The organism is Parafrankia colletiae, from assembly GCF_001854655.1.
In the GTDB taxonomy this organism is placed as follows: Bacteria; Actinomycetota; Actinomycetes; order Frankiales; family Frankiaceae; genus Parafrankia; species Parafrankia colletiae.
The window spans coordinates 1-26,226 of the sequence record NZ_MBLM01000102.1 but is presented as its reverse complement, the minus strand read 5'-3'; the positions used below and the strand labels follow the sequence as shown (position 1 = coordinate 26,226).

The window sequence follows — 26,226 nt, the reverse complement described above, 5'->3', positions numbered from 1 at the left end:
GTGTCCGACACCACGCGAACGGCGCGGGCGCACCCTTCACGCCCCGCGCACCGTGCGCCCGACGGCGAAGGAGCCCGCGATGCCCGCGAACGACACCACCCTGCCCGGCGCCCCCTGCTGGATCGATCTGATGACCTCGGATGTCGACGGCGCCCGCGCCTTCTACGCGGAGCTGTTCGGCTGGGTTCCCGGCAAGCAGTCCGAGCAGTTCGGCGGGTACTTCATGTTCTTCTCCCCGGACGGCAGGATGATCGCCGGCGGGATGCCGAAGCAGGCAGTCGAGGCGCCGGACGTGTGGACCACCTACCTGTTGACCCCGGACGCGGCGAGGACCACGGCGGCCGTGAGAGAGCACGGMGGCACCGTGATGGTCCCGCCGATGCCCATCGCTGACCTGGGCACCATGGCGGTGGTCACCGACCCGACCGGCGCCGTGGTCGGCATGTGGCAGCAGGGCACGCACCGCGGGTTCCAGGTGCTCGCCGAGCCGGGTGCGCCGGGCTGGTTCGAGCTGATGACCCGCGACTTCAGGACCGCCGTGCCCTTCTACACGCAGGTCTTCGGCTGGCAGACGAAGGTCGTCGGTGACAGCGACGACTTCCGTTACTCCGTGCTGGTCGACGGCGCCGGCGAGCAGTACGCCGGGGTGATGGATGCCGCCGGCTTCCTCCCGGAGGGCGTGCCGTCGCACTGGGGCGTGTACTTCGCGGTGGAGGACACCGACGACACCGTCGCGCTGGCCGAGAAGCTCGGCGGCTTCACGGCCCAGGCCCCGGTGGACACCCCCTACGGCCGCCTGGCGATCGCAGCCGACCCGACCGGCGCCATCTTCAAGCTCGTCGGGCCGAACAAGGAGGAGCAGCCGAAGGGCTGACGTCCGCCGCGGGTGCCAGCGCGGCGGTCCGGCGAAGCGGGCGGAACCGGGCTCCCGCCCCGCCCGCGGTCGGCGCCTTCTTCTGCCGGCTTCTGGGCGGGGTGGCCGTGCGGCGATGAGTTTCTGTCGGTGGTCGGGTCCAAGGTGTCGACAGCACGCGAACGGCGAACGGCGGGCGCACTCCGCGTACCGCGCGCCACGTGCCACGACGGCGAAGGAGCCCGTGATGCCCGCTCACGAGACCACCCTGACCGGAGCCCCCTGCTGGGTCGACCTGATGACCGCCGATGTCGACGGGGCACGCCGCTTCTACAGCGAGCTGTTCGGCTGGACCGCCCAGGAGTCGGACTCCGAGTTCGGCGGGTACTTCAACTTCACCCGCAACGGCCGCCCCGTCGCGGGCGGGATGCCCAAGCAGCAGCCCGAGCTGCCCGACGTCTGGTCCGTCTACCTGCTGACGCAGGACGCGGAGAAGACCGTGGCCGCGGTTCCCGAGCACGGCGGCAGCGTCATGATCCCGCCGATGGCGGTCGCCGATCTCGGCACCATGGCCGTGGTGACGGATCCGGCCGGCGCGGTGATCGGTATGTGGCAGCCGGGAGCGCACCGCGGCTTCGAGCTGCTGGCCGAGCCGGGCGCGCCGGGCTGGTTCGAGCTGATGACCCGCGACTTCGGCAGCTCTGTGCCGTTCTACCAGGAGGTCTTCGGGTGGCACACCAAGATCATGGGTGACAGCGACGAATTCCGCTACACCGTCCAGGTCGACGACTCCGGCGACGAGCACGCGGGGATCATGGACGCGTCGGCCTTCCTCCCGGAGGGCGTGCCGTCGCACTGGGGCGTGTACTTCGCGGTGGAGGACACCGACGCCACCCTCGCGCTTACCGAGAGGCTCGGTGGCGCGACCGTGCAGCCGGCCACCGACACCCCCTACGGGCGTCTCGCGGTCGCGACCGACCCGACCGGGGCCGTCTTCAAGCTGCTCGGCCCGAACAAGGAGGAGCAGAAGGCGCCGGCCAAGGGCTGAGGCACCTTCCCGCCGTCGCCCCGGGGCGGGCCGCGCCTGGAGCGGGCCGCCCCGGGGGGGATCTGGCGGATGCTCGTCGGGTCCAGCCGGCCCGACCGGGCGCAGATCTCCCAGCGGGCTTCGAGGACCGCCCAGTCCGACGCCCCGCCCGGTTTACTGGTGCGGGTTGTCGGAGGCCGTGGGTACAGGTCCGTGGCTGTTGACCATGTCGACGGTGCCCTCCGCGAGCCGGTACGACAGCCCGACCACCGCGCATCGCCCCGCGGCGACCTCGGCCGCGAGCAGGACCGACCGGCCGACCAGGCCATCAACCGTCCGCCGGATATGCGTGCGTACGAACGCGTCGATATCGGTGTGTCCGGCTGCCCGCGCGGACAGCACGCTGGGCATGACTCGCTCGACCACGTCCCCGAGATAGCCCGCAGGCGCGTTCCCGTCATGATCTGCGATGGACGCCGCGGTGACAGCCCCGCACGAATCGTGTCCGAGAACGACAACGAGGGGCGCGCCGAGCACGCTGACGCCGTACTCGATGCTGCCCAGTACCTCGGGCCCCGCGACGTGCCCGGCGGTCCGGACCACGAAGAGGTCTCCCAGCCCTCGATCGAAGATGATCTCGGCTGCCAGTCGGGAGTCGGAACATCCGAACAGCACGGCGAAGGGACGCTGTCTGGGCGCCACCGCCGATCGGCGGTCGGCGTCCTGGTTCGGGTGCAGTCGTTTACCCTGCACGAAACGCGCGTTGCCTTCCCTCAGGACCGCGAACGCCTCGGCGGGCGAGGAAACAGCGAGATCGAGATCGGGCACGTACAGCAACCTATCGCTGGTCCGGGGCGCAACGAGCCCGGTTGTGACAACACCACCGGCATTGCGGAAGTCGGCGACGACGGGCACCGGTAGTGCCGCGCCGACGCAGACCGGTGTCTCGTCGTTGTCCGGTCCTGGCCCCGGTCGTCGCCCCTGGCGGTCGGGGCCGACCTCTGTGGGGGGCTTGAAGGGTTCGCCGTCAGGTCGGGCCTGCGCCCGACCCGGCCCGCGGAGAGATGGTCGAGCGAGGCGAGCATCCGGGCCGCCATGAACGGTGGGTAGAAGGACGTGGACACCGTCGCGACCAGCCCGATGCGCGAGGTCGCCTGGCTCATCACCGCGACCGCCGCCATCGGGTCCAGCCGCGGGGACTCCCAGGCGTGCGCGAGGTCGACCTCCATCGTCCCCCGGTACGTGTCCGTGATCATGAGGCCGTCATCGAGGATCAGGTAGTCGAAGAAGGCGCGTTCGAGCGAGCGGGCGAGGTCGGTGTAGAAGCCGCCGCCCGTCCATTCGGTGGCGAGGGTCCCCGACCACTGGTCGTTCCAGGCCTGCGGCCCGAAGCCGCTGCCGACGAACCAGCCCAGGTGGAACATGCGCGCCTCCCGCACAGTCGCATCCGCGCCCGGACGGCATGCGGCGACGAAGGCCGGCGGCGGTGGTCTGGCCGGCCTGACGCGCGCGGGTCGGTGGATCCGATCACGCGGCAGTGTCACCGCCGGGGATTGCGAGGCAGCCACCGCCTGATTGCCCTGCCGTTGCGCCGCGCACGCGGCGGTGGAGCCTCGGGCTGGCGCGCGGTTCGGACCTCTTCGCGCCGCCCCCTGCCTCGGCGCGCGATCTGCTCGCCGCACGTCGCCCGGAGGCCGCGGCGCTCCAGGCCGGCGTGCCCGGGGCCAGAACACGGCCGACGCCTCCGGGTGATCCGGCGCCCGGCATCCCCTGCGCGCGGTGGCTGCGTCGTCCGCGTCCCGGCAGGCTCGCATGAGCAGCGCGGAGGTCATGCTGGCGGTCCTGCTCGGTCTCGCGGTCAACGAGTGCTGCGACATGTCTCCGTGGATCGGCCGCATCTTCGCCCGCTGGGCTGCGCGCCTGCGGTACGCGGACCCGTTGCGTGCCCACGTACGCGCCGAGGAGCTCGCGGCACACATCGATGCCCGGCCCGGCAAGCTTCTCAAGCTCGTCACGGCCTGCTGGCTGCTGACCGCCGCTGGCGGAGCGGCGCTTCGCCGGGTCGTCAGCCGGGTGGACCGGGCTGACGGGGTGCCCACCCGGCACGGAGCGGCTGCCTGGCGCGCCGATGCCATCGAGTCCCTCGCGCAGTCGATCTACGCGTACACCGACATCCGCGGCCTGTCGTCGGGCGGGCGCCGGCGCTTCCGCGCGCTGACCCGCCTGCTGCTCCACCTGGTCCACAGCCCCGCCAGCGCCTTCGAACGCGGCAGCCGGGAGGACCTGTTGGCGCTGATCGTCCACACCGGCGGTGTGCTCGCTGAGAACCGGGACGCCAGAGCCGGCGCACAGCTGGTCGCGGCGGCTCGCCACCATGTGGTCCTCGTGGACGCGGACCAGCCGGTCGCGCTCGGCTACCGGTTCGTCGCGGCGATGGCGCAGCTGCACCTGGGGCGGCCCGAGCAGGCGGAGCGGGAACTGCGCGACGTCCTCGGGTGGCAGACCCGCGTTCTCGGCCCCGGCCATCCCGAAACGGTGGAATCCTGCCGGTATCTTGCCTGGTCGTTACTCCGGCAGGGCAGGCCCGGCGAGGCCGAGGCGGTGTTCCGTGACCTGGCGGCCGTGCTCGAGCGGAGTACCGGCACCACCGTCGCGCAGCGTCTGCACTTCGAGTGCATGTACGCCTGGCTGCACAGCAGGCGAGAGCGGTGGAATGACTCCGTCACCGGCTACCGCCGGGTCATCGACGGCCGTGCCGCTCTCCTCGGCCCGCTGCACCCGGACACTCTGGACGCGTGCCACTCGCTCGCCCAGGTCCTGCTGGCGATGGACGACCTGCCGGGCGCCCGTGACCTGTGCGCTCACGTCGTTGTGGCCCGCCGCCGGATCTTCGGTTCCCGGCATCCGGACACGTTGGAGTCCCGGAAGTTCCGGGCGGTGATCGCGGCGCGCATCGACCGCAGGCGGATCCCGATCGCGCGGCTCGAGCTGCGGCGGGTGCTGCGCGCTCAGACCAGCAGGCTCGGTGGTGATCACCCGAACACGCGCGACACCAGAGAACACCTGGCGGCGCTTGACCGCCCCCCGGCGGAGTGAGCTGAGCCGCCGGCTGGCCATGAGAACGCGGACCGGGTCGACGGGATGGTCCGCACGCCGACGGGATGTGAGCCGCACGCCGACGGGCCCGGTGGCCGGCCGCTGGCGCAGCGACGGACAACGGAGGGGACAACACCGTGAAACTCGGCCTGTTCACCGCGTGCCTGCCCGGACTCGGCCTCACCGATGTCGCGGACTGGTCCTCGCGGGCCGGCTACGACGCGTTGGAAGTGGCTGCCTGGCCTGTGGGCAGCAAACATCCGCATCAGGCAAGCCACCTTGATGTCGCGGCCCTTTCCGCGGACGGCGCCAGTGCGGTGCGGAAACTGTCCGCCGAGTACCGGCTCACGCTGTCGGCGGTCAGCTTCTACGGCAACAACCTGCACGGCGACGAGGAGAGGCGGCGCGAGAACCACGATCATCTCCGCCGTTGTGTCGATGCGGCGGCCATGCTCGGCATCGCCTGTGTCGGGACGTTCATCGGCCGGGACCCGTCCCGCACGGTTGYCGCGAACATCACCCTCGCCGAGGAGTGGATGCCCCTGCTGGTCGACTACGCCGCGCAACGCGGCGTGCGGCTTGTCGTGGAGAACTGCCCGATGGAGGGCTGGCATCCCGACGGGTATCCGGGAAACCTGGCGTATTCGCCGGAGCTGTGGGACTGGATGTTCGACCTCGGCCTCTTCCTGAACTATGACCCGTCCCACCTGCTCTGGCTCGGGATAGATCCGGTCGACGCGCTCAGGTCCGCGCTGGAACGTGGGAAGGTGCTGCACGTCCAGGCGAAGGACATCGAGGTCGACGAGCGCCAGCGGACCCGGTACGGCGTGTTCGGCCGCACCGTGGGGCGCAGGGCACCGGAGGATGTCGGCTGGTGGCGGTACCGGGTGCCCGGGCGTGGCCAGCTCGACTGGAACAGGATCATCGATGCCCTCTACGACGGCGGTTTCACCGGAACCGTGGCCGTCGAGCACGAGGACCCGGTGTGGAGCGGCTCCGAGGAAAACACCAAGAAGGGACTCGAGATCGCGGCACGCACACTCCGGCCGCTGATTCTGCGTGAATAGGTTCCTGCGCCGGGTCCCGTGGCGTCGTGACCCGTGCTGGAAGATGGGGCCGTGAGCGATTTTCGGCTGGTCAGCCCGCCTGTCCTGGCAGGGGCGAAGATCCTGCGCGACGAGCACCTTCGGCGAGACGTCGGCCGCCACCAGCTGGGCTGGGCCGCAGCCCGGGTCGTGGTCGTCGATGCCGAGGGCCGCAGCCCGGTCGAGTGGACAGCCGCCCCGGCCGCCCCGGGCGCCTCCGGCGCGCCGCAGCCCGGCACCGCGCAGTCCGGGCCCCGGCTGCGGACGGTCGCGGCCAGGGACCTCGCCGCCGCCCCACCGCCGGACGCGGTGCTGCTCGGTGAGGCCGAATCCCTGACCTACTGGGCGGTGCGCGGCGCGCCCGACGAGGCTGCGGCGGACGGCCCGTCCCAGTGGCTGAACCTGTACTCCGTGGGAGCCGAGCTGCCGGCGTTCGAGGCCGCTGTGATGGCCGCCGCCGTCGCCCTGCTGAGCTGGCACGACAACGCCCGGTTCTGCGCCAGGGACGGTTCGCCGACGCACCCGCGCAACGCCGGCTGGGCGCGGGTCTGCGAGGCGGGGCAGCACGAGGAGTACCCACGCACCGACCCGGCGGTGATCTGCCTGGTCCACGACGGCGCCGACCGGGTGCTGCTGGCCCGCCAGCGGACCTGGCCCGCCGATCGTTTCTCGGTGCTCGCCGGCTTCGTCGAGGCCGGTGAGTCCCTCGAGGCCTGCGTGGCACGGGAGATCGCCGAGGAGGTCGGCGTCGACGTCTCCGGCATCAGCTACCTGGGCAGCCAGGCATGGCCCTTCCCGCGGTCGCTGATGATCGGTTTCCATGCCGTCGCGGACCCGCGCCAGCCCATCCGGCTCGACGACAAGGAGATCGCCGAGGCGAGATGGGTGCACCGCCACGACCTTGACGGTGCCCTGGCGCGGAACGACTGGGCAGCCGCGACCGACGCCGACCGGGGCCAGCTGCTGCTGCCAGGCCGGCTGTCCATCGCCCGGACCATGATCGATTCCTGGGCTGCGGCAGTGACGTCACGGCACTGACGTCGCGGTGGTGAGGTCATGGCCCTCGGTCGAGAGGCCGGTCAGGGCAGGATCTCGACGTACCCGTCGGTTCCGTGCACGCGGATCCGCTGCCCGTCCCGGATCAGCCGGGTGGCCCGCTCCACGCCCACGACGGCCGGCAGTCCGTATTCCCGGGCGATCACCGCGCCATGCGTCATCAGGCCGCCCACCTCCGTCACCAGGCCCGCGACTGCGACGAACAGGGGCGACCAGCTGGGGTCCGTGAAGGCCGTGACCAGAATGTCGCCCGCCTCGAGATCGGCCTGCGCCAGGTCGAGGATGACGCGGGCCCGCCCCTCGACGGTCCCGGCGGAGACCGGCACGCCGATCAGGGCGCCGGCCGGCACGTCGTCGCGCCGGTACGCCCCGGTGAGGGCTTCGCCGTCCGAGGTGAGGACCCGGGGCGGGGTGAGCGCGTGGTACGACCGGAACGCGTCCCTGCGCTGCTGGAGGAGCTGGTCATCCACCTGCCGCGAGCGCGCGACGTCGTGGAACTCCTGGAACGTGAGGTAGAAGACGTCCTCCCGCTCGCGGAGGACGCCGGCCTGCACCAGGCGCTCGGCCTCCGCCAGCAGGGCCTGCCTGTAGACGAGGTAGCGGCTGACGATGCCGTACTTCGGGTACTCCCGGTACCCGATGAAGGTTCGGACCCTGTCGATCATCCGCCTGGCCTCGACGGCCTTCGCGTCCCCGTCCGGCAGGACCCGCAGGCGTGACAGCACGTCCTGTGTCTTCTGCTGTGCCCTCTGCCGGCCCTGCTCGAAGCGCCGCCGGGCGACACCCGGCTCGAAGTTCCTGACATTGTCGAGGATGACGGGCACGAGCGTGCTGGGGCGCTCGCGCCACCGCGGCCTCGTGATGTCGATCTCGCCGACGCAGCGCATGCCGTACCGGTCGAGGTACGCCGCGATGGCGTCGCGTGCCTCGACCCCGCCGGGCAGCGTCGCCAGCTCGTCCAGGAAGTCGTCGTCCTCGATGCCCTGCAGGAACGCCACGACCTCCGGCCGCGGACGGATCACGTCGGCGACGTCGAGCAGCGCCAGGCCCATCTCGGACGTGACGTTGCCAGGGGCGGACAGCGTCAGTGTGTCAGCGGCGTTCTTCTCGCCCAGCCACTCCTGCAGCCTGTCGTTGAGCCACCAGGTGGCCTCCATCCCCGCCATGATCACCCGCATGCTCAGCGGATCACTGAGGACGCGTTTGTGTTCCTCGAAGGCCTCCAGCAGGAAGTCGAACAGTGCCGGTCCGGTCCTCGTCCGGATGTCGCGCTCGAGGGCGGCGACCGACGCCCGGCTGCGCTCGACCAGCTCGGCGACGATGGCCGGATCGGTCTCGATCGGGGCGGGCGCGGTGCCGCCCGGCGGCCCGGCGGGACTCGGGTCCGGGAGTGACGGGACGAAGCCGTCCTCGTCGAGGACGGTCTCCAGGGCGTCCCTGACCAGCGGATCGCCTCTCCCCATGACGTCCAGCAGGCCGGCGCGGCTCGCGGGTGAGGCCAGCCGCCGGGTGACGTCGACGAACAGCCTCCCGCCGGCCTCGTGCATCGGTGCCAGGGCCGTCAGCTGCCACAGGGACAGCCCCAGCGGCTTCATGGGGTCGGTCATCATCTGCCCGTGACCGACGGAGACGTAGACGTGGTTCTCCTGGTCACCGGCCTCCGGGATGGGGAACAACGTCGTGATCGGCCGGCTCTGCACGATCTGGAAGCCACCCTCGGCCAGGCACCATTCGATGTCCTGCGGGCGGCCGAAGTGCGCTTCGATCCGCCGCCCGAGCTGCACGAGCCGCAGGACCTGGGCGTCCGTCAGCGCCGGCTGCTTCTGCCGCAGCGCGTCGATCGCCACCACCCGCGTACCGCCGGCCGCCACGGCGTGAACGGCACGCTGTTTGGCGGCGATCGCCCTGGCGACGACGTCGCCGTGTCGCACCCTGAAGACGTCCGGGTTCACCAGGCCGGAGACCACGGCCTCGCCGAGGCCGAAGCCGGCGTCCACGGTGGCGACCGTCCGGTTGCCCGTGACGGGGTCGGCCGTGAACAGGACGCCGGCCGCCTCCGGGAGAACCATCTGCTGCACGACCACGGCCATGTGGACCATGCGGTGATCGAGACCGTTGCGCTGACGGTAGGTCACGGCCCGCTCGGTGAACAGCGAGGCCCAGCACCGGCTGACGTGCCGCAGGATCTCCGTCGGCCCCACGACGTTCAGGTAGGTGTCCTGCTGGCCGGCGAAGGAAGCCGTCGGCAGGTCCTCCGCCGTCGCGCTTGATCGGACGGCGTAGGCGGCCTGCTCGCCGTGCCGGGCAAGAGCGCGGATGATCGCCGCCGCGAGATCGCCCGGGATGGCGACCCCTTCGATGATCCGGCGAAGCTGCGCGCTGAGTGCGCGTATCCCCTCCCGGTCGTCCGGGTTCATGCCGGAGAGCTGATCCAGCAGATCGTCGATCGACGGTGCTTCCGCCATGATCCGCCGGAAGGCGCCGGTCGTCACACAGAAGCCACCCGGCACGCGGATGCCGTCGATCCGCGACAGCCCGCCCAGGTGCGCGCCCTTGCCACCGACGACCGCGGCCTGCGTCTCGTCGACCTCCTGAAGATCCAGGACATATTTCTCGATCATGAACGATGCCTCCGCGGCAGCCGTGCTCCCCTGCACTGAGGCGGCCGATCGCATCACCGGCGCCGCCAGCGCTGTCGAACCTCTCGCCGAGCCCGTCGTCATTCCCGGCCGTCCTCCCTCTGACGGGTCAGCCGGTCGCGCCGGCCGGTCGGGCGGCACGCAGCCCCGCACCTGTGCCCCGAACACCCGCGACCGCACTGCCAGTCCCACCGCTGATCCGACCTCACCWCGTGCCCCATACGTCGACAACGCACGCCACGTCGTGCCCCCTTTCCGCGTGTCGTGGCCTCGGCCGACGATTCTGCGGCACGCCCCGGGCCTTGCCGCAAGCCCCCCGGTGCGCTATAAATTAGAAGTGGCAGGGAGCGGGTTCTCCCTGTCTTTCTTGTATCTCTGCCTTTGTTGTGTCGTTCATCTCACGTCGTCCGTGTTATGTCGTTGCTGAAACTGACTGGCTTCCTGTCTGGGCGGTGGCCTGCGCATACGGATTCGTGGGCGCAGGCGGAGGTCTTCTCGGCCCACGATGCAGCCGTCGAACCGGAAGTTCTCCTCTGTCGGCAAGGTCCGAACGTCGAGCACGCTGCCGCAGGACCGGGCTGGACGGTGCTCCATCGGCGGTGCTGGCGCCATGGTGTAAGCCGCGTGCAGTGCACGGTGCACTGGTCTGGCAGAAGCCGTGTCGATGTGACTGCCTGGCCGCGAGACGGCGCAGCCGTCTCCCGCTGTGTCGGCCTCGGCAAAGGCCGGATCGGATGAGCCGCGCGGGCGAATGACGCGGTTCACACCGGTGACCTGCACGGGCCGTCGAAAGGCGGGAGAATCTGCTGGAAGCCTTTGGCTGGCGCGCTTCTACCGGCTTTTACCGTTGGAGTCGGGCCGTGTTCGCAACTCTGAGCTGTTGCCGGTGCGGCGTTGCCCGGAGGTCGGCCCTGTCTGCGTCCCGCCCCGTCCCGGGTCTGCGCCAGGGCGAGGGCCCCGGCGGCCGTGACAACCCTGCGGGTGCTGGTTGCTGAAACTAGTTACATGTGTGATGGTCTGGCTGCTTGCCGGTGCGCACGTCCCGCCCGCCAACGGCCTGAGTCCTACCGCGGTCGGTGGGGGATTCCCGTCGTCCGTGACACGGACGTTCCGATGCGTCGGATGGCGGCCGGCATCACCTGTCCCATCAATCGCCCCGGCGATCGGGGAGCAAGGAGCAGCATCATGACCGTGGTCGTTGTCGGCGCCGGTGTCTACGGCGCGGCGGTAACTGCCTCGCTGACAGAACGGGGCGCTCACGTCCTCCTGGTGGAGGCCGCAGCGGCGGGAGGCGGCACCTCCGGCTCGACGTTCGCGTGGACGAATTCCTCGGGTCTGCATCCGCGCCCCTACCATGATCTTCGCGTCGCGGGAATGGAGGCCCACCGCCGGCTGGCGGCCGTGGTGCCCGGCAGCGACTGGTACCACGAAGGCGGGAACCTGGAATGGGCCGCCGGCGACGACGAACGGGAGAAACTGCGGACGAGGGTCGCCGGCCTCGTCGCCCGCGGTTACGAGGCACGCTGGCTCAGCCGAGCGGAGGCGGTGRCTCTCGAACCGGGCATCGCGCCCGACGAGCTGCCGGCGGCCGAGATCGTCTTCTTCCCACGGGAGGGATGGCTCGAGCCGGTCCGCCTGATCGGGCACCTGCTGTCCAGCTCCGCGGCCCGCGGCGCGGAACTCGTCACCGGGGACCCGGTCACCGGCCTGGAGATCACCGCGGGAGGGGGATTCTCGGTTCGACTCGCCTCGGGGCGGCGGATCGCCGCGGACGCGGTGGTGAACTGCGCGGGCCCGCGGGCTGATGAGATCGCCCGTCTCGCCGGCCTGGACCTGCCGATGCGCAACACCCGCGGCGCGCTCGTCCGCACCGCGCCGACCGCCCAGACAGCCCCGAGAGCCCAGACAGCCCAGACAGCCTCGACCGCCGCTGCCGCCGTCCCGGTGTCCCGTGTGGTCCGTGCGCCACGCGTCCATCTGCGCCCGGACGGAGGCGGCGGGCTGCTGCTGCACTCCGCCGAGATCGACCGTGCCCTCGGCGCGTCCGACACCGGCGAGATCAGTGTCGCGCCGTCAGCAGTCGAGGACCTCCTCGAGGCAGGTCGCACGCTCTACCCCGGAACGCGGCCCGCGGCGGGCGCGACCGACGCGACGGGTACGACGGCGCACAGCGTCCTGGTCGGTGAACGGCCCATTCCCGCGGACGGCCTGCCGGTACTCGGGCGGGCCGCTGCCTTACCTCGCTTCCACTTCGCCGTCTCGCACAGCGGCGCGACGCTCTGCCTGCACGCGGGCGACCTGGTCGCGGCGGAGGTGCTCGGAGAGGACCGCGGCGACGCCCTGGCGGCGTTCCGGTTCGAGCGGTTCCGCCCGGCGAGCGGGTGAGGTGGCGGCGATGCGAATGGTGGTGCTGCACAACGCTGACGTGATCGACGGCCGCGGCGGCGATCCGCGCCGCGGCATCGACATCGTCATCGCCGGCGACGCGATCCGCGAGATCGTTCCGTCGCGCCCCGCCGAGTCGTACGAGACGGTCGACGAGATCGTCGACTGCGCCGGCATGCTGGCGATTCCCGGTCTCATCAACAACCACACCCACGGCACCGCGTAYGGTCCGCTGTTCCCGAGTGGCCATGTCGGCCTGGCTCCCGAGCAGGTGCTGGCCAATCTCGACCGRCACCTGCTGGAGGGGACGACGACGGTGCTCTGCGTGGACGGCTTCGTCATGGCGGACGACCTCGCCCGTACCGACAGTGCTCATCCGGTCAACGTCCGGCTGGCCAGCTGCAACACTCCCGCCTGCCTGGCGGCGGCCACCATCGCGGACGGCGGCGGTCTCACCGAGGCCAACCGCCGGTTCACCGCACGCCAGGCCGTCGGCGCGGGAGCCGTCGCGCTCGGTGAGATCGGGGCCGGCCACACCCTCGGCGGGGGAGGGGCGAGCTATCTGTACATCCCGGCCGAGATCGCGCGACGCACCGGGGTGACGATCACGCCGCGACAGGCGAACGGGCTGAAGATCGCTGTCCTGGGCCGCCACATCGCGGTGTCGGCCTTCGACCGGGACGCCGTCGAACAGGCACTGGCCGCCGCCGGGCTGACCGGCCGGCTGTCGGTCGAGGACGTGCGCGACCTCGTCTCGTCCATCGTGCTGCCCGCGTTCGACGTCGCACTGCACGGGCTCGGGGAGGCGGCCGAGCAGGCACGCGCCCTTGGTGTTCCGGTGGTGGTGCACAACGCGGCGGCGTCGATGACCCAGGTCATGCCCCTGGCGGACACCGATGTCACGATGATCGCCGGGCACTCCAACCACTCCAGCTTCGAGCTGCGCGAAGCCCTCGAGCATGCGGAACGGCTCAGGGAGGCGGGGGTCATCGTGGACGTCTCCACCCTCGACACGTTCGGCGCCAGGCGGCTGACGACCGGCCCCGAGCTGCTCTATGCGCTGTTCTCCGCCGGGCTCGTCGACACGATCTCGACCGACTACGCGGGTGGCCACCACGATCCGATCCTGCTGGCGATCGACCGGTCCGTCGCAGCGGGTGTCGTGAGCCTGCCGGCCGCGATCGCGATGGCGACCGCGAACGTCGCGGATGCCATCCCGGGGCTGGCGTCCCGCCGTGGCCGCGTCGTGCCGGGCGCGATCGCCGACCTGGTGGTGACGGATCCCGCGCGGCTGGCCGCGGTGGACACCGTCCTGATCGGTGGCGAGATCGCCGTCCGTCACGGCCGCCGTGCCACCGACTGACCAGACGGCCCCGAGAAACGCGGCCGTCGGACATACGACCCTGAGGAACTCAGCCCCGAGGAAGCTACCGGAGGAGCCATGGCGAAACGGGTGACCATCGGTGACGTCGCCGCGCACGCGGGTGTGTCCACGGCAACGGTCTCCCGGGTACTCAACGGTGGGCCCGTCACCGCACCGACGGCGGCCCGGGTGTGGGAGACCGTCACCCGTCTCGGATACACCCCCAACGCGCTCACGCGAGGCATCTTCGCCGGCCGCTCCCGCACGATCGGCGTTGTCATCCGTGACCTGAGCAGCCCCTTCTATCTTGACCTGATCCGCGGCATCGATGACGTCGCGGCCGCCCACGACAGTCTCGTGATGTTCGCCAACACGTTCCGCCCGAACGACCATGAGGCCGCGCTGGTCGGGATGATGGACGAACATCGGGTGCGTGGGCTGATCGCGACGACCGACGAGAGCACCGACAGCCGCCTCCGCCAGCTCGCCGAGAACGGCACACCGTGCGTGATCATCGCGCGTGTTGTTACGGATCCGCCGCCGACTCTGCACTCCATCAGCCTGGACAACGTGGCGGCCGGCCGGCTGATGGCCACGCATCTGGCCGCGTGCGGGCGGTCATCCGTCGGGGTCGTGACCTCCGGCAACCGCCCMTCCCAGCTGGGGCGCGTCGCGGGGCTGCGCAACGCCCTCACCGACCTCGGGCTACCCCTGCCCGAGACGGCGGTGACCGTTGCACAGACGGTGACGGAGGTCGACCGGGCGGTGGGCATGCTCCTCGGGCGCGCTCGGGACCAGGGCAGGCCGCTGGATGCGATTGCCTGCACCGCCGGCCGGCTGACCGTCGCCGTCCACACCGCGCTGGCTGCCCGAGGGCTCGCCATGCCCGACGACATCGCCTTCCTGACGATGGACGACTTCGCCTGGGCGCCCGCGCTCGGGATCACCGTGATCACCCAGCCCGCCTACCGGATGGGCCGTCGGGCCGCCGACCTCGTCGTCGAATCCCCGGGCGAGACGGTCACCGTGCTCGTCGAACCGTCGCTGGTCGCCCGCCGCTCCTGCGGTGAGGCTCAGGAACCCCGCGAGGTGCTCCGCGAGCGACGCCGGGCGGACGGCCGCCACGACCAGTGACCCGGCAGATCGACCGATGACATCCCGGCCCGCTGCCGGCGGGACCACAGACGCCAGGTGAACGGACCCGCCTTCATGCTGACCGAGGACAGGCCCTGGGCGCCCATGTTGAACCGCAGCGGACCGGCCTTGGACCGGTTCGTGTAGCGCAGACCCATCGTTTCCTCCTGGTGAGCAGGGACTCTCGGACTCGCGTGGTGTCGGATTCGCGTGGTGCGGCCGGCTGTGCCCCTTGTGTGCCCCGATCGGGCCCGTCAAACCTTTGTCCACCGCCGCCGGGGTGACGGCGGTGACACATCCGCTGGCGCGTTGGTGGCAGCGTCTGCCCACTGTCGATCGGCGGCCGGCCCACTGGCACATAGCGTTTCCTGCCGAAGGCTCCTGCGGCGGGCCCGCCGGACGCCGCGTCGGAGGCTGCCCGGGCACCCGGGAACGCTCCACCTGACGAAGGGGCTCGCCGGGTCGTGGGCAGGCGCCGCGCGGCCCTGTGACGCGAACACGTCCACGTTCCCTCCCGCCCAGCCGGTGCCCCCAGAGGCACCCGACCGAACACGACGGGTGACACAGATGGCCACAGACAACCCTGCCCCCGCCGAGACCGGCTCGGGCGCGCCGGATGCGCCGTGCGCGCGCCCGCAGCCGGTGGGTGTGTTCCCGCTGCCCGCGGGCTTCCTGCTGGTGCCCGGCGGGGAGGAGACGGCGACCGTCCGTCGTTCCCTCGCGGCGGGGATGCTCCCGACCGCGTGGCCGCCGGAGCTGGCCGCGATCGAGCTCGCCTACCGGGGGGACGTCGCCGGCGCCGCCGAGCGCCTGCAGGGCGACGACGTGGTCACCCGCTACAACCGGTTCGTGCTGGACCCGGCGGGCACCCCGGCGCAGCAGCTCGTGGCGCTGCGCGCGGACCTCGGCGCGGAGCTCGGCGTGCTGGTGGACGTCGTGCGTTTCGCCACCGGCGAGCGGCGCGAGCCGCCCGTCCCGAGCGACGCGACCGGGGAGATCGCGGCGCTGGTGTGCTCCGCGCAGGCCGCGTACGCGATGGCGGCCGGCCGCATCGGTGACGCCGGGCGGGCGCTCGCCCAGGGCATCGGTGCAGCAGCGGAGTCGGCCCCCGGCCTGGCCGCCCAGCTGATGGCGACCGCCGCCGGGCTGCGTCGCGATGTCGAGGGCCCCACCTTCGCGGTCGTCACCGACCTCACCACGGCGCTGGCCGCCCTCGCCTCCACCGACCTGGCCGCCGGACGGGCCGAGCTGCACCTCACCCTCGGCTCGGTGCACCATGAGCTCGCCGGCGACGACCTGGCCGGCCTGCGCACCGCCGCCGAGAACTACCTGGCGGCACTGCGCCTGATCACCATCGACACCGCACCGGAGCTGTTCGCCTCCGCCCAGGTCAGTCTCGCCGCCGCCTACCTGGCGATGCCGATGAACTCCGCCTCCGACCAGCTGCGGATCGGCGTGGCCATGCAGGGCCTGCGCACCGCGCTCACCGTCTACACCCGCGAGACGCATCCGTCGGAGTGGTCCAGCACGCAGCTGAACCTGGCGAACGCGCTGGTCCACGCGCCGTCCGCGCACCGGCGGGACAACCTGGTGGAGGCCGCCGGCCGCTACCAGGAGATCATCGCGACCCGGGTGGGCCTGGACAGCCCGGTCAGCTACGCCCGGGTTCTGGCCAGCCAGGGCAACGCGCTCGCGCAGCTGGGTGCCCTGCCGCAGGCCGCCGCGGTGCTGCAGGAGGCCTGTTCGATCTTCGAGAACAGCGGGGACGACGACTCGGTGGCGGCTGTGCGCGCCGTGCTCGACGAGATCGCCCGCCACCGCGCACTGACCGGCTCCACGTGACGGGGCAACCGGCGACCGCCGGCCCCCATCGGGCCGGGCGCGGGCGGCGCGCGTGACGTCCGGCAGCGCTCCCCGGGTCCGGCGGCAGGTGACGATCGAGGGCGTGGTGCAGGGCGTCGGATTCCGTCCGCACGTCTACCGGCTCGCCGCCGGGCTCGGCCTGACGGGGTTTGTCCGCAACGACGCCAGTTCCGTCGTCGCCGAGGTCGAGGGAGCCGACCCGGACGTCGCCGAGTTCCTGCGGCTGCTCGCGGCGCCGGCGCCGCCCCTGGCGCGCGTCGAGCGGATCACGGTGACCGAGATGGCCTCCGCCGCACCGGCCCGCCGCAGCGGCCAGGCCCCGGCAGCCCCGGCGACCCCGGCGACCCTGGCGGCCTCGGCGGCCTCGGCGAAGCGGGCGGCCGCAGCGGCACCGACGGACACGGCGGCGTTCCGCATCGTCGAGAGCGCGACCGGCCCGCCGGCGGTGGGGCCGCGCACGATGGTCCCGCCCGACGTCACGGTCTGCGCCGACTGCCGGCGGGAGCTGACCGACCCCGCCGACCGTCGCTACCGGCATCCGTTCATCACCTGCACGAACTGCGGCCCGCGTTTCACGATCATCGAGAGCCTGCCGTACGACCGCGCGGCGACCTCGATGGCCGGCTTCCCGATGTGCCCGCGGTGCGCCGACGAGTACACCGATCCGGCGGACCGCCGCTTCCACGCCGAGCCGATCTGCTGCCCGTCCTGCGGCCCGAGCCTGCGTTTCCACCCGGCCGCCGCCGACAGCGAGCCCGGCGCGGGCGGCATGGGCGGAGTGGGGGGCGTGGGCGGCACGGATGGCGCTGACGGCACGGATGGCGCTGACGGCACGGATGGCGCTGACGGCACGGATGACGCTGACGGCACGGATGGCGCTGACGGCACGGACGCCGCGCTCGCGGCGGCACAGCGGGCGCTGGCCGCCGGCCGAATCGTCGCGATCAAGGGCATCGGCGGCTACCACCTGGCCTGCGACGCCGCCGACGACGCGGCGATCGCGCTGCTGCGGGCCCGCAAGGGACGTCCCGACAGGCCGCTCGCCGTGATGGTGCGGGACGTCGCGGCTGCCGCGCTGATCGCCGATCTGTCCGGGCCCGAGCGGGACCTGCTCGCCTCCGCCGCCGCGCCGATCGTCCTGGTCCGGCGCCGCCGCAGCGGCGCGTCCCTGTCGGCGCTGGTGGCGCCGGGAAGTCCGCTCGTCGGTCTCTTGCTCGCGTACACCCCGGTGCACCACCTGCTGTTCACGCCGGTGCCGGGGCCCGGCATGCCGCAGCCGCCACGGGCGCTGGTGATGACCAGCGGCAACCGTTCCGGAGAGCCGATCTGCGTCGACGACGCCCAGGCGCACACCCGGCTGGCCGGCATCGCCGACGCCTACCTGACCCACGACCGGCCGATCGTCGCCCCGTGCGACGACTCGGTGGAGCGCTGGGACGGCGAGCGGGTGCTGCCGCTGCGGCGCTCCCGCGGGTACGCGCCACAGGTGGTCGACCTCGGCCGCGCCGTCCAGCCGGTGCTCGCGGTGGGCGGCGACGGCAAGTCGACGGTCTGCCTCACGACCGGACGGCACGCGATCGTCTCCCAGTATCTCGGTGACATCGCCGGGCTGGACGCGCTGCGGCTGTTCGAGCAGTCCTGCGCGCGGATGGCCCACCTGCACGGCGTTGCCCCGTCCCTGATCGCCGCCGACCGGCATCCCGGCTACCTGACCCGCGCCTGGGCGGCACGCCAGCCGGCCGACGCCGCGGCAACCACAACGCCCGCGGGCCCGGCGACACCGGTGCCGACCCGGGAGATCCAGCATCACCATGCGCACGTCGCCGCACTGCTGGCCGAACACGGGCGCCTCGGCCCTGCCGCCCCTGCCGGCGCAGGCCRCCGGGTGGGAGCACCGGTGCTCGGGCTGGCGTTCGACGGGACGGGCTTCGGTCTCGACGGGACCATCTGGGGGTGCGAGGGCCTCCTGGTCGGCCCGGACGTGACCCGCGCCGAGCGGTTCGCATGGCTGCGCCCCGTCACGCTGCCCGGCGGCGACGCGGCGGCCCGCAACCCGTACCGCAGCGCCCTGGCCCATCTCGCCGCCGCCGGCCTGCCCTGGGCAGACGATCTGCCGCCGGTGGGCGCCTGTTCCCCGACCGAGCTGGACGTCCTGCGGGTGCTCGTGGAGCGGAACCTCTCCAGCGTGCCCTGCGGCAGCATGGGACGTCTGTTCGACGCGGTGGCCTCCCTGCTCGGCGTGCGTCAGCGCAGCACCTTCGAAGCGCAGGCCGCCGCCGAGCTGGAAGCCCTCGCCGCGGACGTCCCCGCACCGGCCCCGGACAACGCGACCATCCTGCCCACCCTGCCCACCCTGCCCACGTCGCCCACGCCGGCCGTCCCACGGCTGGCCTTCGGAGTCGGTGTGGATGTCGGCGGGGAGGCCGGCGGCGGCGACGGCGACGACGGCGGTCGCGAGGCCTCCTGTGTGCTCGACGCGGCCCCGGTGATCACCGGACTGGTCGCGGGCCTGCGCGCCGGAACGCCGGCGCGGATGCTGGCCCACGCCTTCCACCTGGCCGTCGCCGAGGCGGTGGTCGAGGTCGCGCGCGCGGCGCGTGACCGGCACGACGTCGAGGTGGTCGGGCTGACCGGCGGGGTGTTCGCGAACGTCGTCCTGCTGCGCGCCTGCCGCGACCGGCTGACCACGGCCGGGTTCGAGGTGCTGACCCACCGCGTTGTTCCGCCGGGCGACGGTGGGCTCGCGCTGGGCCAGGCGGCGATCGCCGCGCTGAGCCAACCGCCGCCCGACCTGGTGGGCGAACCGCCGCCCGACGGGCTGAGCCCACCGACACCGGCCGACGAAGAGCCCACGCAGAGAGGACCTGAGATCGTGTCCCTGGCGAGCCCCGGCCGCGTCACCACCGTCCGGGAGGACGCGGGTGGGGGCCGATGAGGTACCTGCGGGAGTTCCGTGATCCCGAGCTGGCGGCCCGGCTGGTGGACGCGATCGCCGCCGCCGCGACCCGCCGCTGGACGATCATGGAGGTCTGTGGTGGGCAGACCCATTCGATCATCCGGAACGGCATCGACCAGCTCCTCGCCGACCAGGTCGAGTTCGTGCACGGCCCCGGCTGCCCGGTGTGTGTGACGCCGCTGGAGACCATCGACCGGGCGTTGGAGATCGCGTCCCGGCCCGGGGTGATCCTCTGCTCCTTCGGGGACATGCTGCGCGTGCCCGGCAGCGCCACGGACCTGTTCACCGTCCGTGCGCGCGGCGGGGACGTCCGGGTGGTCTACTCGCCGCTGGACGCCGTCCGTATCGCCGCGGAGAACCCGCACTGCCAGGTCGTGTTCCTGGGCATCGGTTTCGAGACGACCGCCCCCGCCAACGCGATGGCCCTGGTGGCCGCCCGGGACCGCGGGCTGCGCAACTTCTCCATGCTCGTCAGCCACGTGCTGGTACCGCCCGCGATGGCCGCGGTCCTCACCGCCCCCGACAACCGGGTCAGCGCCTTCCTCGCGGCCGGGCACGTGTGCACGGTCATGGGCACCACGCAGTACGAACCGCTGGTGGCGGCACACCGGGTGCCGATCGTCGTCACCGGCTTCGAGCCGCTGGACCTGCTGGACGGGGTGCGTGCCGCCGTCCTCCAGCTGGAGGACGGGCGGGCCGAGCTCGAGAACGCCTACCCGCGGGCCGTGCGCCCCGAGGGCAACCCGGTGGCGCGGCGCACCCTGGACAGCATCTTCACGGTGTGCGACCGGGCCTGGCGGGGCATCGGCGTGATCCCCGACTCGGGCTGGCGGCTCGCCGACGAGTACGCGGAGTTCGACGCCGCGATCCGCTTCGACGTCACCGGACTCACCGCCGAGGAGTCACCGGAGTGCCGCAGCGGGGACGTCCTGCGCGGGGTGATCAAGCCGCCGCAGTGCCCCGCCTTCGGTGGCCGGTGCACCCCGCGGACGCCGCTGGGCGCGACCATGGTCTCCACCGAGGGCGCCTGCGCGGCCTACTTCCAGTTCCGACGGTTGGCACCTGCCGGCACCGCCCCGGGGGCGGCCGGCCCTGACGGAGGCGGCTGACCATGACTGAGACGGTCGACCCGACGCGCTGGGTGTGCCCGCGCCCGCTGCGGGACCACAGCGCGGTCATGCTGGGCCACGGCGGCGGCGGAGTGCTGTCCGGCGAGCTGGTCGAGCACCTGTTCCTCCCCGCCTTCGCCGCGGCACCGGACGATGCCCGGATGCCGGCCGGGGCACTGGCGGACTCGGCGGTGCTGGAGGTGGGCGGGGTCCGTCTCGCGTTCTCCACCGACTCCTACGTGGTCCGTCCGTTGTTCTTTCCCGGTGGCAGCATCGGTGAGCTGGCGGTGCACGGGACGATCAACGACCTTGCCTGCAGCGGTGCCGTCCCGGTGGCGCTGTCCGCCGGGTTCATCCTCGAGGAGGGCCTCGACCTCGAGGTGCTCGGCCGGGTCGCCGAGGCGATGGGACGGGCCGCGGCCCGCGCCGGCGTCCGGCTGGTCACCGGCGACACCAAGGTCGTCGAGCGGGGCCTCGCCGACGGGCTCTACGTCAACACCAGCGGCATCGGGGTCGTCCCGCCCGGCGTCGACATCCGCCCCGAGCGGGCCCGGCCCGGTGACCGGGTCCTCGTGTCCGGGCCGATCGGGGAACATGGTGTGGCGGTGCTGAGTGTCCGGGAGAACCTGGAGTTCGGGGGGGACGTCCGCTCCGACACCGCGGCCCTGCACGGCATGGTCGCCGCGATGCTGGCGGCGGCGCCCGGCGGGGTGCACGCGCTGCGTGACCCCACCCGGGGCGGCCTGGCGACAACCCTGTGCGAGATCGCCGCCGCGTCCGGGACCGGGGTCGAGTTCACCGAGAGCGCGGTGCCCGTCCCACCGGTGGTGGAGGCGGCCTGCGCCTTCCTCGGCCTCGACCCGCTCCACGTCGCCAACGAGGGAAAGATCGTCGCCTTCGTCGCCCCCGACGAGGCGGACGCGGCGCTGGCCGCGATGCGCGCACACCCGGCCGGCCACGAGGCGGCGATCATCGGCACGGTCACCGCGGACCATCCGGGCCTGGTCGTCGCCCGCACGGCCTTCGGAACCACCCGCGTCGTCGACCGTCCTCTCGGCGAACAACTGCCCCGGATCTGCTGACAGGGCGACAGCCGCGGCTGTCGCCGGTGGTGGGGCCCGGTCAGACCACGAACCGGTCAGCGCGCCGGAGCGGTGAGGGCGGCGCAGGACCAGGTGAAACCGGCGCCGGTGCTCAGCACCAGCGCGGTCTCGCCGGGCGCGAGGATTTTGTTGTCGATCAGGTCCGCGATGCCGGTGGTGAGGTCGCCGGCCCCCAGGTGCCCGGTCGCGCGGCCGAAGTCGATCGGCTCGGCGCCGGTGACCTCCTCGACGACCGGTGCGAAGACGGACTCCAGCGGAGCCCGGTGCACCCGGGGGAGCACCACGCAGCGGGGCCGTTCGCTGTCGCGGCTCAGCCCCGCCTCGTCCAGTGCCAGCGCCAGCAGGGTCCGGATCCCTTCCCGCTCGGCGACCCGGTAGCCGGAGCTGCCGTTCCGGCGCAGGTAGGCCTTCTTGGTACGTCGGACGTCCACCGCCGGCGCGGCCAGGCGCGCGGCGGGGGAGAAGTCGTCGTTGCCCCGGTGCATGCCCTCCAGGCTCGGCGCCGAGACGGAGCTGACCGCCACCAGCCGCAGCTCGCCCGCCACCCCGGCGTCCGCCCCACCGACGTCCGCTGCCCCCGTGCTGGGCGGGCGAACGTCCACCACGTCGGTACCCGCCGGGGCGGTGGTCGTCCGGCTCACCAGGAGGGCGCTGGCGCCGTCGCCGTAGGCGACGCCGAGATCACTGTTCCAGCGGTCGAAGCCCGGTGGGCAGAAGCGGTCCGCCGTGGTGACCAGTACCCGGCCGATGGCCGGATCAGCGAGCAGGTGCGCCGCCGCGGTCTGCAGCGCCGCCGCCCCGCCGTTGCACATCTGCTGGATCCCGAACGGCTGCGCGTCCCGTGCCCCCAGCTGGTCGGCGAGGTAGTGCGCCGGGGACCAGAAGTCATGACCCTGGTAGTAGCTCCACGCGTGGAGGACGAGGTCGAGCTGGTCACCGCTCCAGCCGGCGCGGTCCAGCGCGGCGGTCGCGGCAAGCACCGCCATCTCCGGAGCTGACGGGCCGTCTGACACCGCCAGCGCGGTGTAGCCGGCATCCTCGGGGGCGACGCCGGCCTCGGCCGGGGCCTCGCGGCGCGGCGGGAGCCAGCCGGCGGCGGCACTGATGACGACGGTGTCTGTCCTCACGCGGACCGATCCCTCCAGGGTCGACTGGCACGGAGACAGGGCACAGCGAGATCCGGCACCGGCATCCAGAGAATATGCGCATCTGGGTGGGACGTCCGGCGGAGGGCGGCGGATGCGATGTACATCGCGGGCTGCCCTGCGAGAGCCAGGATGAGACACCGTGGAGATACCCCCGGACGCCCGCCTCGCCCTCGGGCTGATCCTGCTGCTGGCGCTGGCCTTCGCCGCGCTCAGCTGGGCCGGGGTCGGGCGCCGCAGGGACGTCGTCACCGCCTCCCTGCGCGCCGCCGCCCAGCTGGCGGTGATCGGTCTCGCGCTGCGAGGTGTCTTCGCGGCGCCCGCGGCCACCATCGCCGTTCTGGCACTCATGCTCACCGCGGCGGTCGCCACCGCGTCCCGACGCCTGTCCGGGCTGCCCCACGCGGGCCGGGCCGTGCTCGCCTCGTGCGTGGCCGGCGCCGCACTGCCCCTGGGAATCACGTTCGCCACCGGGGCGATGGAGGTGTCCACCCGGAATCTGATCGCGCTCACCGGGAGCGTGGTCGGCGGCACGATGACATCCTGCACGCTCACCGGCCGGCGGCTCGCCGACGGGCTCCGGCAGCGCCGGGACGAGGTGGAGGCCTGGCTCGCGCTCGGCGCGACACCGCGGCAGGCCTGCCTGGACGTCGCCCGTCACAGCGTCTCCGAGGCGCTGGTGCCCGCCCTCGACCAGACACGGACCGTCGGCCTGGTCACGCTCCCGGGCGCGTTCGTCGGGGCGCTGTTCGGCGGCGCCTCACCGGGGGAGGCCGCCCGCTTCCAGCTGGTGGTGCTCGTCGGCCTGCTCGCCGCCGAAAGTGTCGCCGCGGTCACCCTGGCCCGCATGCTGGGCGCGCCGACGGTCCTCCCGACGACTCCACAGGGATACCAGGACACCGAAGCATCGCCCGCCGGCCGACCCGAGCCAGAAGGCCCGTCCGACGGCCACGGCGCTCGCGGTGAGCCTGACCGGTGACTACGGATCAAAACGCCGGGGGTTCGAGTCCCTCCGAGCGCACCGGGTATTCACTGCGCGAACCGTTCCCTTCGGGGCTGTTGTGGCTGGTGGGTGGGCTGCGACGGCGGTCAGGGTGGGTGGCTCGTCGTCGTCGGGGTCGGGTTGTGGGATACGGAAGACGGGTGTGAGTTGGGGTCCGCTGATCTTGACTTTGGCGATGAGTGCTTTCGTTGCTGGTTGGTGCCGGTCTTGATGACGATCGTGGTGCGTTCGGCGATGGTGTCGAGGTCGGCGGGGGCGGGTGTGACAGGTTCGCGGGCGATCTGATCGGTCAGCTCGGTGTGGCGGTTGCGGAGAACAAGAGCAGAGCGAACCGCGGTGTCTTCGGGTAGCCGGTGTTGGCATGCTGCGGACGTCCCCGCAGCCTCGGCGAGGAAGGGCTGACCTGTGGACGGACTCCTGCAACGACTGGCTCGCCGGATCGGATCGGCACGAAGGCGCCAGGAACCGGGGTGCAGCCTGCCAGCGGGGGTAGCACCAGAGGGTGTGGTGGCAGCAACCCGTGGATGGCCCTCGCCTGGTGACCGCTCCGCCGATGGCGAGGCTTGTGGCGGTCTGCCCCGTCTGCCCCTGGCCCGTTTACCTCGCAGCCGTCGTCTCCCCCAAGGGAACGAGGGCCTGCCTCGACATCGACGCCCTTGAACGGGCGATACAGGTACATCTGGCTCAGCACGGCATCAGCGACGACGAGGACTGATAGATCGACCGGGCGCTGTTGCGACCACGTACCCGCTCTCCCCAGCAACGACGTGGTTGAGACAGGCCAGAGCCCCGCAGCCCCCATCCCGGTCGCGGTGGTGAACACGAGCCCGGGATCGGCCCACTCGTCCGCTTCCGCTCTGGCCTTGTCCTGACGCCGGCGATGTTCGCGGAGGACCGTGACCGCCATCGTCGGCAAGGCCAGCCGCGCCCGCGAACCGGCCGTCTTCACGTCCGCAGAACGGCGTGCAGGTAGCGGACGGAACGCGTTGACAGAGGTTTGATCGGCTTCACTTCGACAGCCGGAGCCGGCTTGCTCTCCGAGGTCTTCCGACGACGCACCGACCGTCCGCCGCCCGTTCCGTGGCCGCTGCGGCCTTCTGACGCTCCTTCTCCGCGCGGGCATCTTCCCGCGCCTTACCCTTACATGCTGCGACGCCGGCCGCGGAGTAGCGCGCGATACCGGGTTCGGACGCCGATCCGCGACTTAGAATGTTTTCGCGGTTCGCACTGTTTATGTCAGTGGGCGTCCGCCGGTGCCGGTCGCGGGCTTGGTGGCTCTGGACATCCGTGTACGTTGTGACTGCTGTCGGATTGTTGCCCGCTCCGTTGTCGGGCCGTGGGCGGGGCCGGGCGAGCCTGGCCCGCACCGACAGCAGGGCTTGCCGGGCTGGCGAGTGCGGAACTGTCGACCATGGCTGTGTGCAACGCTATAGTTGCGCTACCGGACAGCGGGAGAGTTCCGATGGGTTCAAAGACAAAGCTTCGCGGAGGTGATACGGAAGATCTCCGGCTCACCATAGTCGCTGCACGAGGTGGCGACGAGGGTGCATTCCGGGCTCTTTACCGTACAGTCCAACCAGGGTTGCTGCATAGGCTGAGAGAGCTTTCCGGTGACGACATAGAGGATGAAGAGTTAGCGGAAGCGGCGGCTGGGGTGTGGCTGCGGATAGTCAGGAACCTGGAATCGTTCCGTGCTGACTCGCTCACCGCCGCTCCGGCCCGACGTAGGAAACTCGCCGGCGAGGAGGCGGCGGTGGCCGTCTTCCGGCGGACGTGTCCCGTGGCCGGGCCCTCTCCCCGCGACGGCCTGTCTGTCAGGATCTCGCTTTCGAAGCTTCTGACGGTGAAGGTCGCGGCCGCAGCCGCGTTCGCGGTCACGAGCGGTGTCGCCCTCGCCGTCGACGCCGGTACGGCGGCCTCTTCGCCGGGCGGCGGCGGTACCCACCCTCCGGTCAGCCGGATGCCGACCCCGGCAGAGTCATCCGCCACGACTCACGCAGACAGGCCGAGCTCTTCTCCCGCGATTGGGCTGGACATCGGCGCACCTACCTCACCCCTGCAGGCGTTGATCTGCCGCAACCACACTGCCGCCCGCGGCAACCTCGGCCCCTCCCCGACGAGCCTCGGCTTGGCCCCGCTGATAATTGGCGCCGACGGCCCGGCGAACGTGACTGCCTACTGCATGGCACGGACCGATACCCAACTGCCGGGATACATCCATCCCAAGCCAGATGAGCCGGCAGCGGGGCCTGCGGTGTCGGCGGGTGTATCCGGTGAACCGGCTGCCAAGCCCGCCAATCCTGAGGTTTCAGGTGGGCCTGCGGCGTCGGTCGGGGTGTCCGGTAGACCGGCCACCGCACCTGGCAAGCCTGCCGCACCTGGTAAACCGGCCACCGCACCTGGCAAGCC

Annotated in this window: 21 protein-coding genes and 1 tRNA gene; 17 read left to right on the top strand and 5 right to left on the bottom strand. The window is 72.2% G+C overall.

The genetic code is table 11. The features are described 5' to 3' along the window. Positions 1 to 79: 79 nt before the first annotated feature. Together CC117_RS10360 and CC117_RS10355 are read left to right on the top strand one after the other, a co-directional pair. Positions 80 to 874, top strand: a complete 795-nt coding sequence (locus CC117_RS10360) for a VOC family protein (protein WP_071083522.1) — start codon at positions 80 to 82, stop codon at positions 872 to 874. A 226-nt stretch (positions 875 to 1,100) separates the two neighbouring features. Further along, positions 1,101 to 1,901, top strand: a complete 801-nt coding sequence (locus CC117_RS10355) for a VOC family protein (protein ID WP_071083521.1) — start codon at positions 1,101 to 1,103, stop codon at positions 1,899 to 1,901. A 153-nt stretch (positions 1,902 to 2,054) separates the two neighbouring features. Here the strand turns inward: CC117_RS10355 and CC117_RS10350 are convergent, their stop codons facing one another. Both CC117_RS10350 and CC117_RS38855 read right to left on the bottom strand, forming a co-directional pair. Further along, a complete protein-coding gene (locus CC117_RS10350) occupies positions 2,055 to 2,708 on the bottom strand; it encodes a carbonic anhydrase (protein WP_071083520.1) in 654 nt (217 codons plus the stop codon). After that, positions 2,654 to 3,319 carry an LLM class flavin-dependent oxidoreductase gene (locus tag CC117_RS38855; RefSeq protein WP_071083519.1) on the bottom strand — a complete coding sequence of 222 codons (666 nt, stop codon included), beginning with the start codon at positions 3,317 to 3,319 and terminating at the stop codon, positions 2,654 to 2,656. Before CC117_RS38855 ends, CC117_RS10350 begins: the two co-directional genes overlap by 55 nt. 373 nt (positions 3,320 to 3,692) lie before the next feature. On the opposite strand from CC117_RS38855, the gene CC117_RS10340 reads away from it, so the two are divergent. The 3 genes from CC117_RS10340 to nudC all read left to right on the top strand — a co-directional run bounded on the left by CC117_RS10340 (position 3,693) and on the right by nudC (position 7,099). Beyond that, positions 3,693 to 4,976, top strand: coding sequence for a tetratricopeptide repeat protein (locus CC117_RS10340; RefSeq protein WP_071083518.1), 1,284 nt, complete (start codon positions 3,693 to 3,695; stop codon positions 4,974 to 4,976). Between the two features lie 137 nt (positions 4,977 to 5,113). Continuing rightward, complete coding sequence (locus CC117_RS10335; protein ID WP_071083517.1) at positions 5,114 to 6,043, top strand: sugar phosphate isomerase/epimerase family protein; 930 nt, start codon at positions 5,114 to 5,116, stop codon at positions 6,041 to 6,043. 51 nt (positions 6,044 to 6,094) lie between these two features. Beyond that, a complete protein-coding gene (gene nudC / locus CC117_RS10330; RefSeq protein WP_071083516.1) occupies positions 6,095 to 7,099 on the top strand; it encodes an NAD(+) diphosphatase in 1,005 nt (334 codons plus the stop codon). Between the two features lie 41 nt (positions 7,100 to 7,140). On the opposite strand, the gene rph is transcribed toward nudC, so the two are convergent. Then, positions 7,141 to 9,738, bottom strand: coding sequence for a rifamycin-inactivating phosphotransferase (rph, locus tag CC117_RS10325; RefSeq protein WP_071083622.1), 2,598 nt, complete (start codon positions 9,736 to 9,738; stop codon positions 7,141 to 7,143). A 1,203-nt stretch (positions 9,739 to 10,941) separates the two neighbouring features. On the opposite strand from rph, the gene CC117_RS10320 reads away from it, so the two are divergent. The 3 genes from CC117_RS10320 to CC117_RS10310 all read left to right on the top strand — a co-directional run bounded on the left by CC117_RS10320 (position 10,942) and on the right by CC117_RS10310 (position 14,638). After that, positions 10,942 to 12,141: an NAD(P)/FAD-dependent oxidoreductase gene (locus CC117_RS10320; RefSeq protein ID WP_071083515.1), complete on the top strand. Its 1,200-nt coding sequence runs from the start codon at positions 10,942 to 10,944 to the stop codon at positions 12,139 to 12,141. Between the two features lie 10 nt (positions 12,142 to 12,151). Next, entirely contained in the window at positions 12,152 to 13,504 is a 1,353-nt protein-coding gene (locus CC117_RS10315; RefSeq protein ID WP_071083621.1) for an amidohydrolase family protein, read from the top strand. Positions 13,505 to 13,582: 78 nt separating this feature from the next. Continuing rightward, entirely contained in the window at positions 13,583 to 14,638 is a 1,056-nt protein-coding gene (locus tag CC117_RS10310; protein WP_084131893.1) for a LacI family DNA-binding transcriptional regulator, read from the top strand. Here the strand turns inward: CC117_RS10310 and CC117_RS10305 are convergent. Next, positions 14,578 to 14,745, bottom strand: a complete 168-nt coding sequence (locus tag CC117_RS10305; RefSeq protein ID WP_241830004.1) for a DUF4236 domain-containing protein — start codon at positions 14,743 to 14,745, stop codon at positions 14,578 to 14,580. The genes CC117_RS10310 and CC117_RS10305 overlap by 61 nt on opposite strands. Before the next feature lie 460 nt (positions 14,746 to 15,205). Between CC117_RS10305 and CC117_RS10300 the strand changes: the two genes are divergently transcribed. From CC117_RS10300 to hypE, 4 genes are read left to right on the top strand one after another with little or no spacing between them, the layout of a single operon-like run. Then, positions 15,206 to 16,480 carry a hypothetical protein gene (locus tag CC117_RS10300; RefSeq protein WP_198541802.1) on the top strand — a complete coding sequence of 425 codons (1,275 nt, stop codon included), beginning with the start codon at positions 15,206 to 15,208 and terminating at the stop codon, positions 16,478 to 16,480. A gap of 52 nt (positions 16,481 to 16,532) precedes the next feature. Further along, entirely contained in the window at positions 16,533 to 19,436 is a 2,904-nt protein-coding gene (locus CC117_RS10295; RefSeq protein ID WP_241829984.1) for a carbamoyltransferase HypF, read from the top strand. After that, positions 19,433 to 20,566 carry a hydrogenase formation protein HypD gene (gene hypD, locus CC117_RS10290; protein WP_071083512.1) on the top strand — a complete coding sequence of 378 codons (1,134 nt, stop codon included), beginning with the start codon at positions 19,433 to 19,435 and terminating at the stop codon, positions 20,564 to 20,566. Before CC117_RS10295 ends, hypD begins: the two co-directional genes overlap by 4 nt. A gap of 2 nt (positions 20,567 to 20,568) precedes the next feature. Next, entirely contained in the window at positions 20,569 to 21,648 is a 1,080-nt protein-coding gene (gene hypE, locus CC117_RS10285) for a hydrogenase expression/formation protein HypE (RefSeq protein WP_071083511.1), read from the top strand. A 56-nt stretch (positions 21,649 to 21,704) separates the two neighbouring features. On the opposite strand, the gene CC117_RS10280 is transcribed toward hypE, so the two are convergent. Further along, positions 21,705 to 22,796: a 3-oxoacyl-[acyl-carrier-protein] synthase III C-terminal domain-containing protein gene (locus CC117_RS10280; RefSeq protein WP_071083510.1), complete on the bottom strand. Its 1,092-nt coding sequence runs from the start codon at positions 22,794 to 22,796 to the stop codon at positions 21,705 to 21,707. A gap of 160 nt (positions 22,797 to 22,956) precedes the next feature. On the opposite strand from CC117_RS10280, the gene CC117_RS10275 reads away from it, so the two are divergent. The 5 genes from CC117_RS10275 to CC117_RS38425 all read left to right on the top strand — a co-directional run. Then, the gene (locus CC117_RS10275; protein ID WP_084131891.1) at positions 22,957 to 23,793 is read left to right on the top strand and encodes an ABC transporter permease; all 837 of its coding nucleotides are present in this window, start codon (positions 22,957 to 22,959) and stop codon (positions 23,791 to 23,793) included. Next, positions 23,768 to 23,835 (top strand) — tRNA-OTHER (locus CC117_RS37390). Before CC117_RS10275 ends, CC117_RS37390 begins: the two co-directional genes overlap by 26 nt. A gap of 170 nt (positions 23,836 to 24,005) precedes the next feature. After that, positions 24,006 to 24,167 (top strand): hypothetical protein, encoded by a 162-nt coding sequence (locus CC117_RS37995; RefSeq protein ID WP_198541801.1) that lies wholly within the window; start codon positions 24,006 to 24,008, stop codon positions 24,165 to 24,167. 203 nt (positions 24,168 to 24,370) lie between these two features. Next, positions 24,371 to 24,532: a hypothetical protein gene (locus CC117_RS37385; protein ID WP_157905393.1), complete on the top strand. Its 162-nt coding sequence runs from the start codon at positions 24,371 to 24,373 to the stop codon at positions 24,530 to 24,532. Positions 24,533 to 25,279: 747 nt separating this feature from the next. Beyond that, positions 25,280 to 26,226: RNA polymerase sigma factor (locus tag CC117_RS38425; protein ID WP_206744817.1), on the top strand; the 947-nt coding region annotated here is incomplete at its 3' end.